At 59.9% G+C, this 15,949-nt stretch carries 14 protein-coding genes; 10 read left to right on the top strand and 4 right to left on the bottom strand.

Annotated features, from left to right (window positions below; all coding sequences use genetic code 11):
* Positions 1 to 2: 2 nt before the first annotated feature.
* Positions 3 to 3,119, bottom strand: a complete 3,117-nt coding sequence (locus ACN9M3_RS13100) for an EAL domain-containing protein (protein ID WP_426171302.1) — start codon at positions 3,117 to 3,119, stop codon at positions 3 to 5.
* 87 nt (positions 3,120 to 3,206) lie between these two features.
* Between ACN9M3_RS13100 and ACN9M3_RS13095 the strand changes: the two genes are divergently transcribed.
* On the top strand, positions 3,207 to 3,722 hold the full coding sequence (locus tag ACN9M3_RS13095) for a DUF1993 domain-containing protein (protein ID WP_426322952.1): 516 nt from the start codon (positions 3,207 to 3,209) through the stop codon (positions 3,720 to 3,722).
* A gap of 172 nt (positions 3,723 to 3,894) precedes the next feature.
* Here ACN9M3_RS13095 and ACN9M3_RS13090 read toward each other — a convergent pair whose 3' ends face one another.
* Together ACN9M3_RS13090 and ACN9M3_RS13085 are read right to left on the bottom strand one after the other, a co-directional pair.
* On the bottom strand, positions 3,895 to 4,089 hold the full coding sequence (locus tag ACN9M3_RS13090) for a DUF1289 domain-containing protein (protein WP_426171300.1): 195 nt from the start codon (positions 4,087 to 4,089) through the stop codon (positions 3,895 to 3,897).
* On the bottom strand, positions 4,089 to 4,649 hold the full coding sequence (locus ACN9M3_RS13085; protein WP_426322950.1) for a DUF1415 domain-containing protein: 561 nt from the start codon (positions 4,647 to 4,649) through the stop codon (positions 4,089 to 4,091). The genes ACN9M3_RS13090 and ACN9M3_RS13085 overlap by 1 nt, the downstream gene beginning before the upstream one ends.
* Positions 4,650 to 4,821: 172 nt before the next feature.
* On the opposite strand from ACN9M3_RS13085, the gene ACN9M3_RS13080 reads away from it, so the two are divergent.
* The 9 genes from ACN9M3_RS13080 (at position 4,822) to ACN9M3_RS13040 (ending at position 15,350) form a co-directional block, all read left to right on the top strand.
* Positions 4,822 to 6,135 carry a transglycosylase SLT domain-containing protein gene (locus tag ACN9M3_RS13080; protein WP_426322948.1) on the top strand — a complete coding sequence of 438 codons (1,314 nt, stop codon included), beginning with the start codon at positions 4,822 to 4,824 and terminating at the stop codon, positions 6,133 to 6,135.
* Positions 6,136 to 6,231: 96 nt separating this feature from the next.
* A complete protein-coding gene (gene fabI, locus ACN9M3_RS13075) occupies positions 6,232 to 7,023 on the top strand; it encodes an enoyl-ACP reductase FabI (RefSeq protein ID WP_426171296.1) in 792 nt (263 codons plus the stop codon).
* Positions 7,024 to 7,264: 241 nt separating this feature from the next.
* On the top strand, positions 7,265 to 9,583 hold the full coding sequence (locus tag ACN9M3_RS13070; RefSeq protein WP_426322946.1) for a hypothetical protein: 2,319 nt from the start codon (positions 7,265 to 7,267) through the stop codon (positions 9,581 to 9,583).
* 205 nt (positions 9,584 to 9,788) lie between these two features.
* Complete coding sequence (locus ACN9M3_RS13065; RefSeq protein ID WP_426322944.1) at positions 9,789 to 10,649, top strand: SPFH domain-containing protein; 861 nt, start codon at positions 9,789 to 9,791, stop codon at positions 10,647 to 10,649.
* Between the two features lie 6 nt (positions 10,650 to 10,655).
* Positions 10,656 to 10,847: a hypothetical protein gene (locus ACN9M3_RS13060; protein ID WP_426322942.1), complete on the top strand. Its 192-nt coding sequence runs from the start codon at positions 10,656 to 10,658 to the stop codon at positions 10,845 to 10,847.
* 200 nt (positions 10,848 to 11,047) lie between these two features.
* Positions 11,048 to 11,467 (top strand): hypothetical protein, encoded by a 420-nt coding sequence (locus ACN9M3_RS13055; protein ID WP_426322940.1) that lies wholly within the window; start codon positions 11,048 to 11,050, stop codon positions 11,465 to 11,467.
* Positions 11,468 to 11,850: 383 nt separating this feature from the next.
* Positions 11,851 to 13,572 carry a DEAD/DEAH box helicase gene (locus ACN9M3_RS13050; protein WP_426322938.1) on the top strand — a complete coding sequence of 574 codons (1,722 nt, stop codon included), beginning with the start codon at positions 11,851 to 11,853 and terminating at the stop codon, positions 13,570 to 13,572.
* Between the two features lie 103 nt (positions 13,573 to 13,675).
* On the top strand, positions 13,676 to 14,575 hold the full coding sequence (locus ACN9M3_RS13045) for a L,D-transpeptidase family protein (protein WP_426322936.1): 900 nt from the start codon (positions 13,676 to 13,678) through the stop codon (positions 14,573 to 14,575).
* Between the two features lie 10 nt (positions 14,576 to 14,585).
* Positions 14,586 to 15,350 carry a M23 family metallopeptidase gene (locus tag ACN9M3_RS13040; protein ID WP_426322934.1) on the top strand — a complete coding sequence of 255 codons (765 nt, stop codon included), beginning with the start codon at positions 14,586 to 14,588 and terminating at the stop codon, positions 15,348 to 15,350.
* Between the two features lies 1 nt (position 15,351).
* On the opposite strand, the gene ACN9M3_RS13035 is transcribed toward ACN9M3_RS13040, so the two are convergent.
* Positions 15,352 to 15,888 carry a DUF882 domain-containing protein gene (locus ACN9M3_RS13035; RefSeq protein ID WP_426171281.1) on the bottom strand — a complete coding sequence of 179 codons (537 nt, stop codon included), beginning with the start codon at positions 15,886 to 15,888 and terminating at the stop codon, positions 15,352 to 15,354.
* Positions 15,889 to 15,949: the final 61 nt, after the last annotated feature.

Here is a 15,949-nt window from a genome sequence, read left to right as displayed (position 1 = left end):
CGTTAAGGCAGCCAGCGCTGCAGCAAATCCTCCGGCATGACCGGACGGCTGTAATAGAATCCCTGCGCCTGGTTGCAGCCGTGGCGCAGCAGGAAGGCCGCCTGCTGCTCCGTCTCCACGCCTTCGGCGATAACGGACAGGTTCATGCTGCGCCCCAGCTGGATAATGGCAATTGCGATCGCCTCGTCGTTGACGTCGGTCGAAATGTCCTTGATGAAGGAGCGGTCGATCTTCAGAGTCTGCACCGGCATCTGCTTCAGGTAAGCCAGGGACGAATAGCCGGTGCCGAAATCATCGATCGCCAGCGACACGCCAACCGCGTGCAGATCGTTGATGAAGCCCAGCGCATCGCCGGTATTCATGATTACCGACTCGGTCACTTCAAGTTGCAGGCGATGCGGCTCCAGGCCGGTTTCACGCAGGATGTCGGCCACGGTGGTGACCATGCTGCCGCGCTCGAACTGCTTGGCGGACAGGTTGACCGCGATCTTCGGCACGTGCAGGCCGGCCTCCTGCCAGCGCACCATCTGCCGGCAAGCTTCGTACAGCACCCACTGGCCCAGCTGGCTGATGAAGCCCGTATCCTCGGCCAGGGGGATGAATCGATTCGGCGGCACCAGCCCCAGTTCCGGATGGTTCCAGCGCACCAGGGCTTCCACGCCCAGCAGCTTGCCGGTATCGATTTCCACCTGCGGCTGGAAGTTCAGGAACACTTCCTCTTTCTCGATGGCGCGGCGCAAATAGGTTTCCAGGCGCAGGCGCTCGACGCCCTCGCCCGACATGGAAGGCTGGTAGAAACGGTAGCCGTTGCGGCCGCGCGCCTTGGCCTGGTACATGGCCACGTCGGCATTACGGATCAGCATATTCAGGTCGCTCGCATCGGTCGGGAACACCGAGACGCCGATCGAGCAGGTCACGAACAGTTCGTGGCCCGCCACCATGAAAGGATGTTCGAACATCGTCACCAGCTTTTCAGCCACCTGGCCGGCGCCATACTGGCCTTCCACATCCTCGAGCAGCACGATGAACTCATCGCCGCCAAGGCGCGCCAGGGTGTCGCCTTCGCGCAGTTTTTCCGACAGCGCATGCGCCACCTGCTTCAGCAGCTCGTCGCCGATGTGGTGGCCCAGGGTGTCGTTGACGTTCTTGAAGCGGTCCAGGTCGATGAACAGCAGCGCCAGCTGCTCGTTGCCACGCGTGGCGCGCTGGATGGCGTGCTGCAGGCGGTCGTGGAACAGCAGGCGGTTCGGCAACTGGGTCAGGGCGTCGTGGTGGGCCAGGTGGTCCAGCTTTTCCTGCGATTGCTTGACCAGGGTAATGTCGCTGAACACGCCGACATAGTGGGTCGTCACGCCGCGCGTATCGCGCACCGCGGTCAGCGTCAGCCACTCCAGGAACAACTCGCCGCTCTTGCGCATGCTCCAGATTTCGCCGCGCCAATAGCCATGCTCCACCAGCTCTTTCCACAACTCGGCGTGGAAGCCTTCGTCGTGGCGGCCGGAGCGCGTAAGGCCAACGTCGTGGCCCAAGGCTTCCGCTTCGGTGTAGCCCGTAATCTGGGTGAAGGCCGGGTTGACCGCCACGATGGTGCCCTTGTCGTCGATCACCATCACGCCGTCGGCGATGTGTTCCAGCACGGTGGCCGACAGGCGCAGTTTTTCTTCCGCTTCCTTGCGGGCGCTGATGTCGGCATAGACCCAGATCGAACCTTCGTTCGGGCGGTTCTGGTCGATGGCGCAGCCGGACACCATGCACCAGAACAGCGAGCCATCCTGGCGCCGGTAGTTGCGCTCTTCGCTGAAGTACTCGCCGCTGCCCAGGGTGGAATACTGGCGCGCGCCGGCCGATTCGAAATCGAAGGTGGTGGGGAACACGATGGCGGTGGAAGCGCCGATCATCTGGCCGGGCTCATAGCCGAATAGCTCTTCGCAGCGGCGGTTGACCGAGACGATGGTCCGGTGGCGCACGAACATCACGCCGAACATCACGTTATCCAGGATCGCACTCTGCTCGGCCAGCAGGGCTTCGATGCGCATTTCGTTGTGCTTGCGCTGGCTGATGTCGGAGATGATGCCGTCCACCCAAGGCGCCCCGCCCGCCTCCACCGCCTGCGGCTGGCCATTCTCGGCCACCCAGCGCTCGGTGCCGGTGGAGTCCATGATGCGATATTCGATTTCGTAGGGCTTGCCGTCCTGGATCGCCTGCACCACCACGCGGCGCTGGCGTTTGCGGTCTTCAGGACAAATCAGGTTGGCCCAGGCGTGCGTGGTGCTGCGCATGAACTGCGACGCCGAATAGCCGGAGATCTCCTCGATGGCGTCCGATACGAAATCGATCGGGCCGTCGGGACGGAAGCGGAACACGGCGCCCGGCACCTGGGTCACGATGGTGCGGAAGCGCTCCTCGCGCTGGGCAATATCTTCAAACAGGTGCTTGATCGCCACTCGCATCTGGTCCAGCTGGCCTGCCAGGCGCCCCAGTTCATCGCTGCCGCTCAACTCCATGCGTGTTTCGAAATCGCCATGCGACAGGCGGTCGGAGAAGCGCATCAGCTTGCGCAAGGGCTTCAGCAGGCGCTGGTTCAGGAACAGCACGATCAGCAACAGCGACACCGTGAGCTGGGCCGCCAGCACGAAGACATAGGAAAGCTGCTTCTCGCGCAATTCCTGCTGGCTGCGGGCGTCGTCCATCTCGACCATGATCTTGCCGATCTTTTCGCCGCGCACCGTGATTTCACGCTCGGCCCGCACCACGTTGCCGATGGCGCGCTTGGGCGCTTCGACGTGCATGAACTGGGTGTCGGCCTGGCCGGTGACCTGCACCTGCAGCACCGAGCGGTCGCGCATGACGGATTCGACCAGCGAGTGAGCCGATTCCGCATTCATGTTCCACAGGGATTCCTGCATGCCCAGGGCCAGGATGTCGGCGTTGCGCTGCAGCGATTCGTTGAGGGCGGTCTGGGCGGACTTCTGTTCGTGCACCCCGATCAGCAGGTAAGAGCCGATAATGGCAGGAATCACCAGGCCGCCGAATACCACCAGTAACAAGGCGCCATAAATCGACAGCCCATACAGAGCGCTCAGGCGGGACCTTAATTTGTTATAAAAATTCCGAGCCATTCAGCGGGTCTGGTGGAAAAGATTATCCAGCAGCAATTATGCACGTAACGCGCTATCATCGCTACTCTATATCAGAGGAGTTTACCCATGTCGTTTTCCATGTATTCCGCTTCGATTCCGGTGTTCCGCCAGATCCTCGGCAGCCTGTTGGCCATCCTGGACAAGACCGAGGCCCACATCGAGGAAAAGAAGATTGATCCGAATGCCCTGCTGCAGTTCCGCTTGTTCCCGGACATGCTGCCTTTTACCCGTCAAATCCAGATTGCTACTGACTTTGCCAAGGGCGCAGGCGCAAGACTGGCCGGCGCGGATGTGCCGGTTTACGAAGATACTGAAAAGACCATTGGTGAATTAAAACTGCGCATCCAGCGCACGCTGACTTTCCTGGACTCGCTGCCGCGCCAGGCGATTGAGGATTCTGCGCAACGTTCAGTGACTACTGGTAGCGGAGAAAAGGCCAAGCAGTGGGTTGGCCAGGAGTATTTGATGCATTATGCGTTGCCGCATTTCACCTTCCATGCGACCACTGCGTACAACATCCTGCGCCATAATGGGCTGGAGATTGGGAAGAAGGATTTTATTGGGTCGTGGAAGGCTGAGTAAAACCGGCAAACCCGGGTCTGACCCGCAGGGTCAGACCCTGTCAGATTGTCGGCCTCGGGCGTAGGTTCTGGGCCTTTGACGTTCGTCGAAGATCAAAGGCGGACAACCTTAACCCCTGGCCGCGAAACCGTTAAGGGTCTGACCCTGCGGGTCAGACCCTGAATTACCGGTTTCAGGAATTCCGCCGCGGATACCCCTGCGCCAGAATCCGCTGCCAAACCTTCTCCTTCTCCTCCGCACTCATGGCCACCCAGTGCGCCACCTCGATATAAGTGCGCCCGCAACCGCGGCAGATCTCATCAAAGGTCGTCGAGCAAACCGCCACGCAAGGCGTATCCGGCCGCTCAGGTAATTTCTCTTCCGCCATCACTTCACCTGCAAGCCCAGCTTGTCCCAACCCTCATGGCCGAGTTTTTCCATGGTGTCGATATTCTTCTCGAAAATATCGGCCGCCTCCGGGAAAGCCTCCACCGCCTTGTCGATCGAAGCCTCGCGCAGCAGGTGCAAGGTCGGATAAGGCGAACGGTTCGTATAGTTCGAAATATCGTTCTTGTCGGTATCCGCGAACTGGTATTCGGGATGGAAGCTCGCCACCTGCAGTTCGCCATCCAGCTTCAGCTCTTCCAAAGCTGCGTCCGCCACATCCAGGAATTCGTTGTAATCCCCAAAATCCTGCAGCACCAGCGGGTGGATCAGCAAGGTCGTGTCGACCACTTCCGGATCTTCCTCAGCCAGGAATTCCAGCTCCTTGATCAGGTCTTCCAGCAATTCCTCAGGCGAGGAAGCCTCCGACACGACATAGCGCACCTGCTTTTTCACGTGCACGGCCTTGGCGAAGGGGCACAGGTTCAAACCGATGACCGCCTTCTCCAGCCACTGCTCGGTTGCCGCGATAACGGCTTCGTAATCCACTGGGGTGTTGCTCATTTATACATCCAAAAGTCGTTATCCAAGACACCAATTATATAGCTTGATCGACATAATTATCCAAGAAAATCAGGCACATAGCGAATTTTTCCTTGACTCGACAAGGTTTCAACCCTACACTCCGCCATTAGATAGTCCGCCCTTTGTTTCCACAAGACAACTGCGAAACGCTATGCAAGAACGAATCAAAAGTGCTGTCCTGATCGCTTTGGCGCTGAGCGCCGCGCTCCCGGCAGCCTCCTCCCTGGCCTCCACCGACGCCGCGAAATCCGTGGTGATGCAGGTGCCTGCCGTGGAAGAATACAAGGAAACCGACGTCTGGGGCCGCATCCGCTCCGGCTACGCCATTCCCGACGTGAACAACGAGCTGGTCGCCAAGCATGTGAAGTGGTACGCCGACCGCCAGGATTACCTCGACCGCACTACCGCCCGCGCCTCGCTCTATCTCTACCACGTGGTGGAAGAGCTGGAAAAGCGCGGCATGCCGACCGAACTGGCCCTGCTGCCCTTCATCGAATCCGCCTTCAATCCGCAAGCCCTGTCGACCGCCAATGCCGCCGGCCTGTGGCAGTTCGTGCCGGGCACCGGCCGCGACTACGACCTGAAGCAGAACGCCTTCAAGGATGACCGCCGCTCCGTGCTGGCTTCCACCGATGCCGCCCTAAGCTACCTGCAGCGCCTGTACACCATGTTCGGCGACTGGCACCTGGCCCTGGCCGCCTACAACTGGGGCGAAGGCAATGTGCAGAAAGCCGTCCAGCGCAACCGCGCCGCCGGCAAGCCGACCAATTTCGAAAGCCTGGCCGAACTCATGCCGGCCGAGACCCGCAACTACGTGCCGAAGCTGCAGGCGGTGAAGAATATCGTCGCCAACCCGTCGCAATACGCCGTCCACCTGCCGGTGATCGACAACGAGCCGTATTTCACCGCGATCGACAAGACCCGCGACATCGACATGGCGCTGGCTGCCAAGCTGGCCGAAATCTCGGTCGACGAGTTCAAGGCCCTGAACCCGCAGTTCAAGAAGCCCGTCATTACCGGCAACGAGCAGACCAAGATCCTGCTGCCGACCGAGAATGCCGCCAAGTTCGCCGCCAACCTGGCCTCGTGGACCCACGCCCTGTCGAGCTGGACCACCCACAAGATTTCCAGCGCCCGTGAGAGCATTGCCTCCCTGGCCCGCAAGTTCGGCACCACCCCGGATGCCATCCGCCAGGCCAATAATATGCCGCAACGGTCGGTGCTGAAGGCTGGCTCGACCATCCTGGTGCCGAATATTTCCGCCTCCGCCGCCGGCCCGGACATTTCGACCGACGTGATTGAAAACGCCGTGATGGCCGTGGAAAACGAACGCTCCGGCCCAAAACGCAGCAACTACCGTCAAGCCTCCTCATCGCGCGGCGATTCCAAGCCAGCGGTCAGCATGGTAAAGGCACGCGTGAAGCGTGACGAAGCCGGCAAATCGAAGTCCCGCCGCAGCAATTAACCGTGTTGCCAACACGCTACCCCTTGCCAAACTTGCAGGGGTGGCGTCAGCACGTTTACAATCCCGTTCTTGCGGTATAACCCCATTGGAGTAGATATGGCTTTCTTGCAAGGCAAAAAAATCCTGATTACTGGCGTCCTGTCCAACCGTTCCATCGCTTACGGCATTGCTAAGGCAGCCCACCGCGAAGGCGCCGAACTGGCTTTCACCTACGTTGGCGAGCGCTTCAAAGACCGCATCACTGAATTCGCCGCCGAATTCGGCAGCAATCTGGTCTTCGACTGCGACGTGACCAGCGACGAACAAATCGCCAACCTGTTCACCGACCTGGCCAAGAGCTGGGACCGCCTGGACGGTTTCGTGCACGCCATCGGCTTTGCCCCACGCGAAGCGATTGCCGGCGAATTCCTGGATGGCCTGACCCGCGAAAACTTCCGCGTAGCCCACGATATTTCGGCGTACAGCTTCCCAGCGATGGTGAAAGCCGCCCTGCCGCTGCTGAAGCCAGGCTCCTCCGTGCTGACCCTGTCCTACCTGGGCGCGGTTCGTGCGATCCCTTACTACAACACCATGGGCCTGGCCAAGGCATCGCTGGAAGCCTCCGTGCGTTACCTGGCAGAGAACCTGGGCCAGCACGGCATCCGCTCCAACGGCATTTCCGCCGGCCCGATCAAGACCCTGGCAGCCTCCGGCATCAAGGACTTCGGCAAGCTGCTCGGCTTTGCCGCCGGCCACGCCCCGCTGCGCCGCAATGTGACCATCGAAGAAGTGGGTAATGCCGCAGCCTTCCTGCTGTCGGACCTGTCGTCCGGCATCACCGGCGACATCATGTACGTCGACGGCGGCTTCTCCCATGTGATGGGCCTGAACTCGAGCGATTACGAATAATCTCCCGCTTCGGAAAAAAGCCGCCTTCGGGCGGTTTTTTTTTACTCGCGAAGATTGCGCAGCCAGTCCGTCCTGCTCTTGCTGCAAGGTCAGGGCGTTTATGCATATTGTCCACACACTTATGGAACCGAACAGGACAGCTAGGCGCAATCGACGCCACGGACATCCAAGTAGATAGTTACTTGTCACGAACATGCGTAGCATTTGTTACAATTACTGTTTTGATACAACTGTAAATATTGTGCAATATTTCTATTCATTTAAAAAACTCCTGCTGATTGCGGCTTGTGCGGTTCTTGCATCTTGCGGCGGCGGGGGTAGCAACACTGGCGGTGGCTCAAGCAGCGGCGCCGACGTCAATACAGCCGGACTCTCAATCGCCGCCGATAAATCGTCATTGGCTTTTGTTACCTTAAATGGCACTCCATCCGCGACAAGTGACGTCATCCGCTTCTCGCTCAACGGCGCTCCAGCCAACGCAACCTATTATGCGAAGGTGGAATCGGACAATCAGGCGGTTTTTAACACTTCGGCATCGCAAAACCTGACGTCGGTGACCGTAAACATTAGCACCACCAACGTGACAGGAAATGTCGATGGAAAGTTCGTGTTCAAGCTATGCAACGATGCCAACTGCGGATCTGTTGCATGGTCGCGCACCATCCCTTATTCGATCCGTACTTACAAGATCGATGCTTCGCCAATCAGCATCACCGCTTTCCAGGGAGGGCAAGCCATCCTGCTGCGCAACCTGGGCTATAAAGAGGCAGCATCCGATTTGACTGTCAGGGCTTATGCAGACAATGGCAGCAAATGGTTGAGCTCACAAATCGATAGCGAAGGCCGGTTGCAGGTTTATGTTGACGGCGCCGGCATGCCCCGAGGCCGCTTCAACGGCACGGTGTGGGTTGGAGCGAAATCGATGCCTGGTATCAGTCTTCAAATCCAGGTCATTGCTGATATAGGAGCGGGCGCAGCTCTACCAGCCAATCGCTCGCTTGATTTTGACGCTAGTTCGCCGTCCGTCATCGATAGCACGTTCGACCTGACCTACCAAGGCGGCCAGTCGCCTGCATGGACCGCATATAGCGACAAGCCATGGCTGACACTTGGCTCGCTCAGCGGCCAGGGCAGCAGCAATGTCGCTTACCGCATCGACGGCAGCAAACTCGCCGACGTGCCGAATTTCACCAGCGATACTGCAAAGCTGACGTTCAAGTCGGCAGGCCTGGACGACATTGTGTATAGCATTACCCTGAGCAAGAAACTGCCCGAGGTAATTGCCTCCAGCCCTTACCTCTTGCATCCATCGGTAGCGGGAGAAGTGCGCCTGCGTGGCCGCGGCTTCCTGCAACTGGGCAGTATTGCGCGCGTCAAGATGCAAGGCGCGCAGATTACATCCGGCACCATCGTCTCCGATACCGAGATCGTGCTGAACTTGCCGGGCCTTGCCATCGGACGTTACCCGATCACATTTGAGCTCGCTTCCAACCTGACTGCCGGCTACCCCGGCATTTTTGTGGCTAGCGCCGAGGCTTTGCCGGCCGCCATGTTGGATAACGTAGGCGACAAGAAGTCGATCGCATTCAGCCCGCCGCGTAATGCCTTCTACGTAGTCAATGCCGACCGCGCAGTCCTGCAGCAATACGTCGCCAGCAATGGCGCCTGGAGCCTGGCTAAGTCGATGCCAGTCAGCAGCGGCGCACGCCTCGGCTTGACGGCCGACCAACAGATCCTATACACCACCAACGGCTCCGGCGTGCTGGAGGCACGCAGTCCGGACACGCTGGAAGTGACGGCGACCTACAAGTGCGAGAAATGCACCCAGATGTACCAGGATTACATGTGGAACGGCCTCGAACTGCCAATCACGGCCGATGGCCGAGTATGGCTGACGTCTTCGCAATGGTCCGATCTGATGTACTTTGACCCGCGCACCAAAACGTTTATCACGTTCAACCCAGCCCGGGTCAGCCTGAGCGATCCGAAATTCACTGTCTCCAGCGATGGCAGCCGCATGATCGTCTCGACCGGGTCCGGTGGCCATGGTGAATCCTACCGCTACGATCCGCTGGACGGCCAAATGGTCATGCCGAACAATGCACCGCCGTACAACTATGGCGCTGGCATTGCCCTGTCCGGTAACGGCAAATACTTGCTGACCGGCGCCACGGATTATTTCGAAGTGGCGGACTACCGCCGGATCGGCCGCCTGCCAAGCGGGACGGGCGGCTATTACCAACCAGCGCTGGTCTCCTACGACGGCAGCCTGATCTATGCATCGGCAATGCAATACAGTCAAAATACAGGCACCAACCGATTGGTGCGCCTGGACGTGATCCGCACCTCGGACATGACCAAGATCGGAGAGATTCCGTTGCCGACTGGCGTGTCCGAATGCCCAACGAACACCAACTGCGATTATCGCGGCGCGCTCAGCATCACACCATCCAGTAACACCATCATTTGGGCAGGGAATAAAAAGATCGCCGCGATCCCAATCCCGCGTGACCTGGTGCAGCAAACTCCAACCGCCACCCGCCTCAATCTCGGCAATTAAGCCTGCCAAAGCCGCCCCGATTGATCCGGGCGGCTTTTTCTTTATCGCACTTGCGAATCCGCTGCAGCGGACGCCAACCTCAACCTGTTTGGCACGCTCAAAACGCTGCGGCCCACCATTAAGCCTTCATGCAGAATCAAATTGACAACTTGGAAAGGTGAGACTAAAGTGATATCACTTTGATTTAACCCCCTCTGGATTGATCATGAACCGAACCGAAAAGCCCTTCTCGTCTCACAGTGGTTACCTGGCGCTGACCGTCGTCGTTTTGCTGGCGATTTTCGCATTCCTTCTGGCGCGCGGATTCCAGCCGCTGCTGGCAGCAGCCTGCGTCATCGTGGCGGTTTTCCTGGCGCCGGGGCTGTACATGCTGCAGCCAAACGAAAGCGCCATCCTGACCCTGTTCGGCCAGTACATCGGCACCGACCGCAACGAAGGCCTGCGCTGGGCCTTCCCGCTGTATCGCAAACAGCGCCTGTCGCTGCGCGCCCGCAACCTGAACGCGCCAACACTGAAGGTGAACGACAAGCGCGGCAACCCGGTCGAAATTTCAGCTGCCATCGTCTGGCGCGTGCAGGACACGGCGCAGGCCATCTTCGATGTGGATGATTTCGAGCGCTACGTCGCGGTGCAAGCGGAGGCCGCAATTCGCCACCTCGCCTCGCGCTATGCCTACGATGACGGCGAAGACCTCGCCAAGGGCGAAATGACGCTGCGCTCCGGCATGGATGAAGTTTCGCTTGCGCTGCGCAGCGAACTGCAGGAACGCTTCAAGGCCGCCGGCGTGGAAACCGTGGATGCCAAGCTGACCCACCTCGCCTACGCTCCCGAAATCGCACAAGTCATGCTGCGGCGCCAGCAGGCCGAAGCCATCGTCAGCGCCCGCTCACGCATCGTGCACGGCGCAGTCAGTATGGTTGAATCGGCCCTGAACGCGCTGGCCGAGCGCGAAATCGTTGAACTGGATGCGGAACGCAAGGCGGCGATGGTCAGCAACCTGCTGGTGGTACTGTGCTCCGACAAAGAGACCCAGCCTATCGTCAACACAGGCACCCTGTATAACTGAGTCAAGATGGCAAGCCCCGGCAAAAAAGCTTTCCCTCTAAGGATAGACCCGGCGTTGTGGGACGAACTGCAACGTCTGGCTGCCCAGGACCTGCGCAGCGTGAACGCGGAGATCGAGTTCCTGCTGCGCGAGGCGCTGGCGCGCCGGGGCATCAAGCCGAGAACGACGCGCGACTCGGCGGCGAACGATGACGAGTAAGTTCCACAAGATTCAAATCGGATTGACTTCAAACTGCCTACTGCTGAATTAAACTGCCTCCCGCAATGAATATTCCTAAGCTCTCCCCTATCGAACTTCGGCATGCGCTGCGGTCAGCTGCGTGTTGCGATGCCATCATTACGTCTGAAGATTGGCTCAGAGCCTTTTGGTATGACGAAGACTGGTCAAATGGAACTGCCATGGCGAAGTACGACAACGGTGCAGGGGACCATGTATTTGTATTTTTTACGCAAGACGGAAAAGCACTGATCAAGGGTTTTGACCATGAATCAGAGGCTAGCCCATACGCGCGCGAGGAATACGCAGTCTGGCCCGGTATGTACGACGGTCTACCTTCGGATCTTTTGGATCTGCTAAAGGACGATGCGGTAGAACATGAAGACGTTACATTTTGCTTCTGGAGTACTGACGGTAAAACGTGGGAAACTGGAACCGCCTTGTTCCCTGCAGGAGTCGACGATGGCTCGGCCTGGCTTTTAAGCATGGTTCAGATGAACGCGGTCGAGTTTATTGAATGGGGAAAGTCATACTATGAAGATGGCTTTGATCTTCTTGGAGTCGCAGGCGTGATTGACAGTTTTAACGTCGTCGACAAATGATATTGCCCGGCGCCGCATGCCGGGCCATGCAACTGCAATCTGCATATGGTTGGGCTACCCATGTCCGCCCCAAACTAAGCAATATTGCTCTGCCGCAAACCGAATGGAAAGCTACCGCGCAGCCGAGATTCCGTGTATAATTCATCGCTTGTGCGCTGCAACACATATAACGCAGCTGAAAATAACAACACAAATAGCAGCTTCGCGAAACTATCTGCCGCATCCTGAACATTGGATGCCGCCTAAAAAGCCCTCCGCCCTGTGTGTCGTAGTCAAATGACACCGTCCCGGCGCAAAGCTTTTGTGCCGAAATTTCTATACAAATAGAGTCGTTTCGTTCTGGTTTAGCGTAGCTATTTTCTCGCTTTTTACGAAAGATTTACATGACTTTTGAAGCACTTGGTCTCCACGCGTCCATCCTCTCCGCACTGACCGAAGCCGGCTACACCGCGCCGACCGCAGTCCAGCAGCAGGCCGTTCCTGCCGCGATCGAGGGTAAGGACCTGCTGGTTTCCTCGCAAACCGGCTCCGGCAAGACCGCGGCCTTCATGCTGCCATCGCTGCACCGCCTGGCCAGCGCGCCTTTCACCGGCACCGGCAAGACTCCAGCGCAGGAAGCCCAGTCCGCGCGTGCCCGCGGCGAGCGCCCGCGCTTCCGCCCTGCCCAGCCAAAGATGCTGGTGCTGACTCCTACTCGTGAACTGGCCCTGCAGGTCACCACCAACACCACCAAGTACTGCGCCAACCTGCGCCACATCAAGTCCGTGGCGATCCTGGGCGGCATGCCTTACCCTAAACAGATGCAACTGCTGGCGAAGAATCCGGAAATCCTGGTTGCGACTCCAGGCCGCCTGATCGACCACATGGAACAGGGCAAGATCGACTTCTCGCAATTGCAAGTGCTGGTGCTGGACGAAGCCGACCGCATGCTGGACATGGGCTTCATCGAGGACATCGAGAAGATCGTTGCCGCCACCCCTGATTCGCGCCAGACCATGCTGTTCTCGGCAACCCTGGACGGCGTGGTGGGCAATATGGCCCGCCGCATCACCAAGGACCCGCTGGTCATCCAGATCAACACCGCGACCACCAAGCACGAAAACATTGCACAGCGCGTGCACTTCGTGGACGACCTGTCGCACAAGAACCGCCTGCTGGACCACCTGCTGCGCGACGAAACCATGGACCAGGCAGTGGTCTTCACCGCCACCAAGCGTGACGCAGACACCATCGCAGACCGCCTGAACATCGCCGGTTTTTCCGCCGCTGCGCTGCATGGCGACATGCACCAGGGCGCGCGCAACCGCACCCTGGACGGCCTGCGCCGCGGTAACGTGAAAGTGCTGGTTGCAACCGACGTGGCAGCACGCGGCATCGACGTGCCGAACATCACTCACGTGTTCAACTACGACCTGCCTAAATTCCCTGAAGATTACGTGCACCGCATCGGCCGTACCGGCCGCGCCGGCCGCAACGGTATCGCAGTATCGCTGGTGAACCACGCTGAAAACATGCTGGTGCGCCGTATTGAGCGCCTGACCCGCCAGCCGATTCCGGTCGAAGTGATCGAAGGCTTCGAGCCTAAGCGTGCAGCGCCTTCGCGCTCCGCATCGCGCCCAGGCTGGAAGCCAGGCGATGGCCGCAACAGCAAGCCGGGCCAGCGCTCCTTCTCCAACCCGCGCTCGGAAGGCGGCCACTATCGCAGCGAAGGCAATCCGTTTGCGGGCGAGCGCAAGGAAGGTGGCTATCGTAACGAAGGCGGTTTCCGTGAACGCAGCGAGGGCGGCTACCGCAATCGCAACGAAGGCGGCTTCCGTGCTGAAGGCGGTTTCCGCAACGAGCGTCCTGAAGGTGGCTTCCGCAACCGCAATGAAGGCGGCTTCCGCTCCGAGCGTCCAGCCGAAGGCGGTTTCCGCAATCGCGCTGATGGCGGCGGTTTCCGTTCCGAAGGCGGCTTCCGCGCTGAGCGCCCTGAAGGCGGCGTCCGCAAAGAAGGCGGTTTCCGCGAGCGCGGCGAGAGCAACTTCCGCAACCGCGATCGTGATGCCGGCGGCTTCAAGGGTCCGCGCACCGATGCGCCGCGTCGTCCTTGGGGCGATCGCTAATCATTAGCGTGCAATAAGCAAGGCCGCCCGGGCAACCTGGCGGCCTTTTTCTTTTGTACGTTACCGAACGGAGCGGCCGCAAAATCAGCGCGACACTGCGCCCATGAGAACAATCCTGATTGCCCTGTTGTTAGCCAGCACGGGCGCGCATGCGGCCCAGGACTCGCCCTCCCCAACCGTGCGCGCCCAGGTGCTGCTGGACCGGGCCAATTTTTCCGTCGGAGAGATCGACGGCACCGCAGGCGGCAATACGCGGCAAGCCTTGCTTGGCTTCCAGCGTGCACGCGGCCTGCCCCAGACCGGCAAGGCAGATGACGCTACGCTGGCGGCGCTTGATGATGGCCAGCCAGTGCTGGCTGCCTACACGGTCACCGATGCCGACGTCGCCGGACCGTTCGTGCCGGTACCGGAAGAAATGGCCGACAAGGCCAAGCTTCAGGCACTGAGCTACTCGAGCGCCGCCGAAGCCTTGGGAGAGCGCTTCCACGCCAGCCCGGCGCTGCTGCGCAAGCTCAACTCCGGCAGGGACATCGAACAGGCAGGCGCGCAAATCATGGTGCCGAACGTGGGCGCCGCGCCGCCCCTGCCGAAAGCGGCCAGCATCGTGGTGGACGGCAGCGACCGCACGCTTTCGCTGCTCGATGCCGGCGGCAAGGTGATCGCACAAATGCCCGTCACTTCCGGCAGCGAACATGATCCGCTACCGGTCGGTCACTGGAAGATAAATGGCGTGGCACGGAATCCTCCCTTCCATTACAACCCGAAACTATTCTGGGATGCGAAGCCGGGCGACGGCAAGGCCACCATCCCGCCCGGACCGAACAATCCGGTTGGCGTCGTGTGGATAGACTTGTCGAAAGACCATTACGGCATCCACGGGACGCCCGAACCGGGCAAGATCGGCCAAACGCAGTCGCATGGCTGCATCCGGCTCGCCAACTGGGACGCCGCACGCGTCGCCGATGCAGTAGGGCCGGGGACGCCAGCCGTGCTACAGGAATAAGGAGGCTGCCATGAGACCCATAGGCGCATTCGGCACCCTGATTGCCGGGATTGTCCTTGGCGCCGGCGGCACACTGCTGCTGATTAGCCGCGTGCCACTGGACAACCGAGAGACCGCTGCCATTACGATTCCCGGCGACCGGCCGGCGCCTGTACCGCAGACCGTGCCGGCATCCGCGCCAGTCATCGAGCCAGCAACAACAGCAGCCCCGGTGCTCACGCCAGCCCAGGCGGCGCCGATCGATCCGCCGCATGTCGCCGGTGCCGGCAAGGCCGGCGACTCGCTGGCCGGCATGCGCGCGGGCGACACCAGCGGCACCGGCGGGCTGGTTGCCAGCGGCAGCGGCACTTCCCTGTTTATCCCCGTGGCTGGCGTGAAGCCGGAGCAGATCCAGGACACCTACGCCCAGCCGCGCGGCTCGGAGCGAATGCATGAAGCGCTGGACATCCCTGCACCGGTCGGGACCCCGGTCTACGCAGTAGCCGACGGCAAGATCGCCAAGCTGTTTACCAGCAAGCCCGGCGGCCTGACGATTTATCAGTTCGATCCGAATGAAAAGTATTCGTATTACTACGCCCACCTCGACCACTACGCCACGGCGCTGAAAGAAGGCCAGCAGGTCAAGCGCGGTGACCTGATCGGCTATGTAGGCGCCACGGGCAATGCCGATCCCACCGCGCCGCACCTGCATTTCGCCATGTTTGAACTGGGTCCGGAGAAGAACTGGTGGCAGGGCAAGCCAATCAATCCCTATCCGCTGCTGGGCCGCCAGTAGTTCACCAGTGACGCACGCGTCCCGTGTCCATGTGCACGAACTGTGAGGTTGGATAGTAGCCAACGCCGCCGCCCTTCAGCGCCAGCGCCGCCTTGTGCAGGCGTTCCAGGTCGCGTCCGGGGAGGCGCACATCGATCGCCTTCCCTTCGATATGCATGCTGTGTTTCGCCACGCCGCCGCTGGCTTCGGCCAGCATCTGGTTGGTTTCAGGCGAGCGATAGCCGGAAATCACATGGATCACTTCGTGGTTGCTGAATTGCGAACTGACGCGGTCGAGCAGCAGGATCAGTTCGGGATCGATGGTTGCGACCTTGTCGTTGCGATGGTCGCGCAGCAGGTGGTTGATGTCCTGCAGCGCCTCGGGAATGAACTGCCCCTCGGCCCAGAACATCGTGCGCAAGGTTTCGCCGGTGTGCGTGTTGTAGAAGCGCAGGCTGCGTTCGTGCGGCGCAGCGATGGCAGCGCGAGCCATTGCCGGCAGCGCCAAAGCCGATGCCACCGCGACTGAACTCTTGAGGAATGATCTGCGCTTATTCATGGCTCTAGTCTACCGCTGACGCCGATTCGAAGTTTTTATGGCGCGCAGCAAGAAGTTTCTA

Source organism: Pseudoduganella sp. R-43 (assembly GCF_049913255.1).
Taxonomy (GTDB): domain Bacteria; phylum Pseudomonadota; class Gammaproteobacteria; order Burkholderiales; family Burkholderiaceae_D; genus Rugamonas.
Note: the sequence above shows the minus strand (reverse complement) of the source record. Positions and strands in the feature narration are given on the sequence as shown.